Origin of the sequence: Vibrio sp. V43_P6S15P86, from assembly GCF_009904725.1 — a bacterium.
In the GTDB taxonomy this organism is placed as follows: Bacteria; Pseudomonadota; Gammaproteobacteria; order Enterobacterales; family Vibrionaceae; genus Vibrio; species Vibrio diabolicus.
In genome coordinates this window covers 1-6,501 of record NZ_WXWT01000057.1, presented here as the reverse complement: position 1 = coordinate 6,501, position 6,501 = coordinate 1, and the positions used below count along the sequence as shown (strand labels likewise).

Sequence of the window (6,501 nt, the reverse complement as noted above, 5' to 3'; positions counted from 1 at the left end):
CTTGTTATGTGTTTGCTTACTTTGATTATGAACAGGGACCTAACTTCACCTCAGTTCGCTCCACTCGAGGGGTTGTTGATTTTGTGCGTTTTGGTGCTCAACCGAAAGAAGTCCAAGGTGACTTAGTCTTTGAATTGATGCAGCTAGAAAAATGCTGTAATGACAATACCGCTTCTGAGTGTATGCCAAAACCAGGTGATCAAATCCGAGTTAAGAGCGGTCAGTTTGCAGGTATAGATGCTATCTTCCAAGAGCAAGATGGTGAGAAACGCTCAATCATGTTAGTGCAGATGATCACTAAACGAGTGCCTGTCAGCATAGACAATAGTGATTTAGATTTAAAATAGCCTAATTCCATCAAACATAAAAAGAGGTGCAAAAGCACCTCTTTTTGATCGTATCTAATTTTCTGTCTGTTTTAAAAGGGTTGGACGAACCAACCCTTATCTTTATCGTAGAGAATTAGTATGAATCGTTGTGAACGGTCTGTACTGCACGACCTGATGGGTCAACACAGTTTTGGAACGATTCATCCCATTCAATCGCTTTCGCTGATGAACAAGCTACTGAAGGACCACCTGGCACACACTCAGCCGCTGAAGGTAGTGGGAATAGCTCTTCAAAGATTTCTCGGTACACGTAACCTTCTTTGGTGGTTGGCGTGTTGTATGGGAAGCGGTATTGAGCCGTTTCCATCTGCTGATCCGTCACTTTTTGCTCTGCGACTTCTTTCAACGTATCAATCCAGCTGTAACCTACGCCATCAGAGAACTGCTCTTTTTGACGCCATGCGATCGACTCTGGCAAGTAATGCTCAAAACACTCGCGTAGAATGTGTTTTTCCATTTTGCCGTTGCCACACATCTTATCTGCTGGGTTTAGGCGCATTGCAACGTCGATAAACTCTTTATCAAGGAACGGAACTCGGCCTTCAACCCCCCATGCCGCTAGCGATTTGTTTGCGCGCGCGCAGTCAAACATGTTCAGAGCAAGCAGCTTACGTACCGTTTCTTCGTGGAACTCTTTCGCGTTTGGTGCTTTGTGGAAATATAGGTAACCACCAAAAATCTCATCTGCACCTTCACCAGAGAGTACCATCTTAATGCCCATCGCTTTGATCTTGCGACCCATTAAGAACATAGGCGTGGATGCGCGAATGGTGGTCACATCGTACGTTTCGATGTGGTAAATCACGTCGCGAATCGCGTCGAGACCTTCTTGGATTGTGTAAGTCATCTCATGGTGCACAGTACCAATTTGATCGGCAACTTCTCGAGCTGCTTTTAAATCTGGTGCACCTTCTAGACCCACAGCAAAAGAGTGCAGTTGAGGCCACCAAGCTTCTGACTTTTCATCGTCTTCAATTCGCATTGCAGCAAAACGTTTAGCTACAGCAGAGGTGATGGATGAATCTAAACCACCTGATAGTAAAACACCGTATGGAACATCCGTCATTAGTTGGCGTTTAACCGCTGCTTCTAGTGCTTCAGTCAGTTCTTCTTTACTGGTGGTGTTACCTTGAACGGCAGCGTATTCGTTCCAGTCACGAACATAGTAACGCGTTGGCTCGGCATCTTTTGAACTGTAGTAGCTACCTGGAGGGAACTCGCTCACTGTTTTACATACTGGAACAAGTGCCTTCATCTCTGATGCAACATAGTAGTTGCCATGCTCATCATGACCTTGATAAAAAGGGATAATGCCAATGTGGTCGCGACCGACTAAGTATTCGTCTTTTTCTTCATCGTACAGAACAAAAGCGAAAATACCGTTTAGTTCTTCAAGGAGATCTGCACCCATATCTTGGTATAGTGCAAGAATGACCTCACAGTCTGAATCGGTTTGAAACTCGTATTTTCCTTCGTAACGAGCACGAATTTCTTTATGGTTGTAGATTTCACCATTGACTGCAAGGATGAGCTTTTTATCAGGGCTGTATAGCGGTTGTGCACCACTATTTAGACCAACAATCGCCAAGCGCTCATGCGCTAAAATAGCACGCTCTGAAGAGTAAATCCCAGACCAGTCTGGGCCACGGTGACGAAGTTTTTTCGACATCTCTAATGCGATAGGGCGCAATGCGGCTGCATCGCTTTTAATGTCTAAAATGCCAAATACTGAACACATACTACATCCTTACTAAACTAAACAATTTCTAATCGGTATGGTTTAAATTTGCCATTACTAATAAAAAAAGCAACGTTTTGTGATTAAAAAAATGATAAAAAGCCTTGTTGTATGGAAAATATTTAACTTAATCGTTGTTTTGGTGAATGAGATCAAGGTTTGGTATGAAAACCATACAAAAAAGCCTTTCTATTGATAGAAAGGCTTTTAAGAAATATTAGTATGGTTGCTTATTTAATTGGTGTGAATTTAGGTTGAAGTTGTTTACAGACGTGTCGAGCAAAACCGCTACCAGCTTCACTATAAATATTGAATGCTGCGTCAACGCCATTTTCAAGTAAGCCTTCCAATTGATCTGGGTACTCGGCGATTGCGGCAATTTGCCCTTTATATTTTCTGCGTTTAAGCTGCTCAAGTGCTGTTTGGTTACCTTGATGATGTGGCATGGCAAGCAGAACCAGTTTTACATGACCTGTATCTAAAATTCGCTCCCAGAAATCCGGGTCGGTGGCATCACCAGAAATCACATTTCTTCCTTCTGAACGATGATGATGTGCAGCGTCTTCACGAATTTCTATACCCAATGAAATTTTGCCATAGCGTGAACGTAGCTCATCATAAGCGCCCGTTCCAATACGCCCCATACCTAAGATCAATACTTGGGCATGACCTGGGTTGATGAGTTGGTCGCGTTGATTGAGCTTTTCTGCGGCTGTCTCTTGCAGCCACTTACCTGAATGTTGATAAATTTTATGGCTAAGGCGGTTAAGTGGCGCGGAAATTACAAAGGATACCGACACCGCAACCGCAATCGCAGCAAGCATATCACTTGGCATCCAGCCCATTTTATAGGCCAACCCAGCAACAATAAGACCAAACTCACTGTAGTTAAATAGTGATAAAGAGGCGAGCAAAGAGGTACGTACTCGAAACTTAAAATGATTAATAGTGACGAAGTACAAGAGTCCTTTGATTGGTAGCAGTAAGATAAATAGCAGGGCGAGAACGACGCCATTCACGCTCAATGAGGCGGATAAACCAATGTTTAAAAAGAAGCAGACTAAAAAGAGCTCCTTCATATTGAATAACGACTTGGATAGTTCTGAGGCTTTTGGGTGACCTGCGAGTAGCATGCCTAAAATTAGCGCGCCCAAGTCTGGTTTCATCCCGACCAACTCGAATAGCCCAGCACCGACAACAAGCGCGAAGAAAATACCGAATAGCACCAGCATTTCGCCGTGGCCAACTTTATCGAGCAGCTTATAGAATAGGGGACGAAGGAAAGGCAGTGCGAACAAACCGATGGCATACCATTCTGGGACTTTTCCGGTTGAAGCAGTCAGGAATACCACGGCAAAAATATCTTGCATAACCAAGATACCGATCGCGAGTGTGCCGTAGGTCGCGTTCATTTCGCCTTTTTCTTGCAATGCTTTTACGGCAAAAACGGTACTAGAGAACGATAGTGCAAAAGCTAAAAGCAGGATTTGGCTGCCGTCCATACTGGCTAGCGAAGTCAAGCCCAGTAGTTTTAAGCCGGATAACGCTAGGGCAAAAAAAGCGGTAGAGAGTATGTTGTGGGCGGTTGCCCCTCCCCATATTTCTTTGGACAGCAGGGTTTTTACATCGAGTTTGAGTCCAATAGTAAACAGAAGAAGAGTAACACCAAGATCTGCGAGAGTGACGATAACGTCATTGCTTTGGTAACCAAATGCATGCAAGCCAAATCCAGCTAGTAGAAAACCAACGAGGGGAGGGAGGCTGCATTTAAGCGCAATAAAACCAGCTAAAAAAGCGGCTGTAATTAGAATAATTTCCATACTGTTGAGCTGTATTCCTGATATACAAAAACGGGCTGTGAAAACACAGCCCGAGATTGTAACTCAATTGGTTGTATAAACTTAGTCTTCCAGTAACTTTTGTAACAAAACTCCGTTTAGCATAGCGCGTTTAATCATCGCAAATGCGCCCATCGTTGGCTGCTTATCAATGTGAGAAGCCACGATAGGGAGGTCGTTATGGAAAGTTTTAAGAGATTGATTCTCTACGTTGCGTTGAATTGCAGGGAAAACAATATCTTGTGCTGCAGTAATATCGCCAGCAATGACAATTTTCTGAGGGTTAAACAAGTTAACGGTAATTGCAATCGCTTTACCTAACTGGTTACCCACTCGCACTAAACTCTGCTTTGCGAGTTCGTCACCATCCATTGCATGCTGACACACAGCTTCAATCGTGATGTTTTCAAGGTCAGTCAAGCTTGACTCATAGCCTTGAGCAATCAATTGTTTTACTCGTTGGATAATGGCTGGGTTCGCTGCTACGGTTTCTAAGCAACCAAAGTTCCCACATTGGCACTGTTCACCAAGCGGATCGATTTGGATATGACCAATTTCACCGACGTTGCGGTTAAAACCAAGAAAAACCTGGCCGTTAACGATAATACCTGCGCCAGTACCGCGGTGAACGCTAACTAAAATGGAGTCCTGACAGTCTTGGCTTGCCCCAAAGTAGTGCTCCGCTAGCGCCATGCCACGTACGTCATTCCCAACAAAGCATGCGGTATTAAACTTCTCTCCAACAATTTCACCCAACGCCAGATTATCGATATCGGTATTCGGCATGTACTCAACTACTCCTGTTGTTGGGTTAACAAGGCCCGGTAGCGTAATACCAATTGCGATGAGCTGATCAATTTTGTCTTCGCAACGGTTAACGAAGTCTTTAAGTAAATCGATAAGCCCAGCGATCAAGTCTGCTTGGTTGGTGTAATGCAGTTCGTGCTGATCTTCCGCAAGTGCAGTGCCACCTAAATCGTACAAACAAAATTGTACGTAATCTCGACCTAAACGAACCGCAATAGAATGGAAGGGTTTGACTTCGGTGGTCAGAGAGATTGCACGACGACCACCAGTTGAAGCTTGCTGGGCGACCTCTTTAATAAGGCCGCGCTCTAAAAGTTGGCGGGTTATTTTGGTAACACTAGCAGGTGCGAGCTGGCTCACATCTGCGACTTGAATACGGGAGATAGGACCTTGCTGATCAATCAGCCTATATACCGCAGCGCTGTTAAGCTGTTTTACTAAATCTACATTACCAATCTGTCCGCCATTCATGCTTAATTTTGCTCGTATTGTCCGTTAACAACCGTCGCTTTTACTTTGAAGTCACGATCGAAAATGGTCAGGTTTGCAACCATCCCTTTTCGAACTCGGCCAAGGCGATCCTCAACACCAATTGCAGTTGCTGGGTATAACGTGGCCATTCGTAGAGCTTCGTCTAAAGCGATCCCCGCGTGCTCAACTGAATTCTGAACTGCTTCTATCATTGTCAAAGCTGAGCCGCCTAGTGTGCCGTTTTCATCAACACACTTACCATCTCGGTAATATACTTTCTTACCGACAAAAATAAAGTGATCAATGTTAGCACCTGCTGGAGCTGTGGCATCCGTCACCAAAACAAGCTTTTCACCTTTGATTTTATGAGCAATTCGGATGTTTGCGTAGTCTACGTGGAAACCATCAGCAATAATGCCAGCATAAACGTCAGGAGTATCGTAAATTGCACCAACAACTCCAGGTTCACGACCAACCATTGGTGTCATCGCATTAAATAGGTGTGTGGCAAAAGTAATACCTGCTTCAAAGCCTTTACGCGCTTCGGCGTAGGTCGCATTTGTATGACCAATAGAAACCACGATGCCGGCTGCTTTTAATCGTGCAATATGCTCTGGATCGTTTTGCTCTGGTGCAAGCGTTACTTTAGCGATGATATCGGCGTTTGCGCAGATAAGATCAATCATGCTTTCATCTGACGGGCGAATAAAATCGACGTTGTGGATACCTTTTTTCGCGACGTTAAGATAAGGACCTTCTAGGTGTAGACCAAGTGATTGGTTTTGATATTGGTTATGATATTCACGAGCGGCAGAAATTGCAGTTCGCATATCTTCGTCTGATGAAGTAATGAGCGTTGGTAAGAAGCTAGTACAGCCGGACTTGAGGTTTGCTTCGTGCATGATTTGCATGGTTTCCGGTGTGATTGCATCGTTTAGCATTACACCGCCACAGCCATTCAGTTGCAGGTCTATAAAGCCCGGACTTAGGTTTGCGCCTGCGAGGTCTTTTACTTCGATGCCCTGAGGTAGCTCTGCAACCGGCACAATAGATTGAATAAGGTCGTTTTCGATGATGACCGCATGATCGGTAAGAACATCACTACCGGTATAAATTTTACAGTTACTTAGCGCGTACATAGTCAGCTAGTCCTTATAGATGAGAATTCAATTTCTATATCGTTACCTAAGTGGAGACTGCTTTAGTCATATGGGTACTTAGTTTGTATCACTGAATTAGATAACGAGTCACATACAGC

General features: G+C 44.2%; 5 protein-coding genes. 1 reads left to right on the top strand and 4 read right to left on the bottom strand.

Annotated elements, in window-relative coordinates:
• A partial coding sequence (rfaH, locus tag CAG69_RS02620; RefSeq protein WP_161442609.1) for a transcription/translation regulatory transformer protein RfaH occupies window positions 1-347 on the top strand: 347 nt, incomplete at its 5' end.
• 115 nt (window positions 348-462) lie between these two features.
• Here rfaH and asnB read toward each other — a convergent pair.
• From asnB to nagA, 4 genes are all read right to left on the bottom strand, one after another.
• Window positions 463-2,127 carry an asparagine synthase B gene (asnB, locus tag CAG69_RS02615; RefSeq protein WP_161442603.1) on the bottom strand — a complete coding sequence of 555 codons (1,665 nt, stop codon included), beginning with the start codon at window positions 2,125-2,127 and terminating at the stop codon, window positions 463-465.
• Window positions 2,128-2,357: 230 nt separating this feature from the next.
• A complete protein-coding gene (locus CAG69_RS02610; protein ID WP_161442601.1) occupies window positions 2,358-3,947 on the bottom strand; it encodes a cation:proton antiporter family protein in 1,590 nt (529 codons plus the stop codon).
• Between the two features lie 81 nt (window positions 3,948-4,028).
• A complete protein-coding gene (gene nagC, locus CAG69_RS02605) occupies window positions 4,029-5,243 on the bottom strand; it encodes a DNA-binding transcriptional regulator NagC (RefSeq protein WP_006742713.1) in 1,215 nt (404 codons plus the stop codon).
• A 2-nt stretch (window positions 5,244-5,245) separates the two neighbouring features.
• The gene (gene nagA, locus CAG69_RS02600) at window positions 5,246-6,382 is read right to left on the bottom strand and encodes an N-acetylglucosamine-6-phosphate deacetylase (protein ID WP_047009534.1); all 1,137 of its coding nucleotides are present in this window, start codon (window positions 6,380-6,382) and stop codon (window positions 5,246-5,248) included.
• Between the last annotated feature and the right edge of the window lie 119 nt (window positions 6,383-6,501).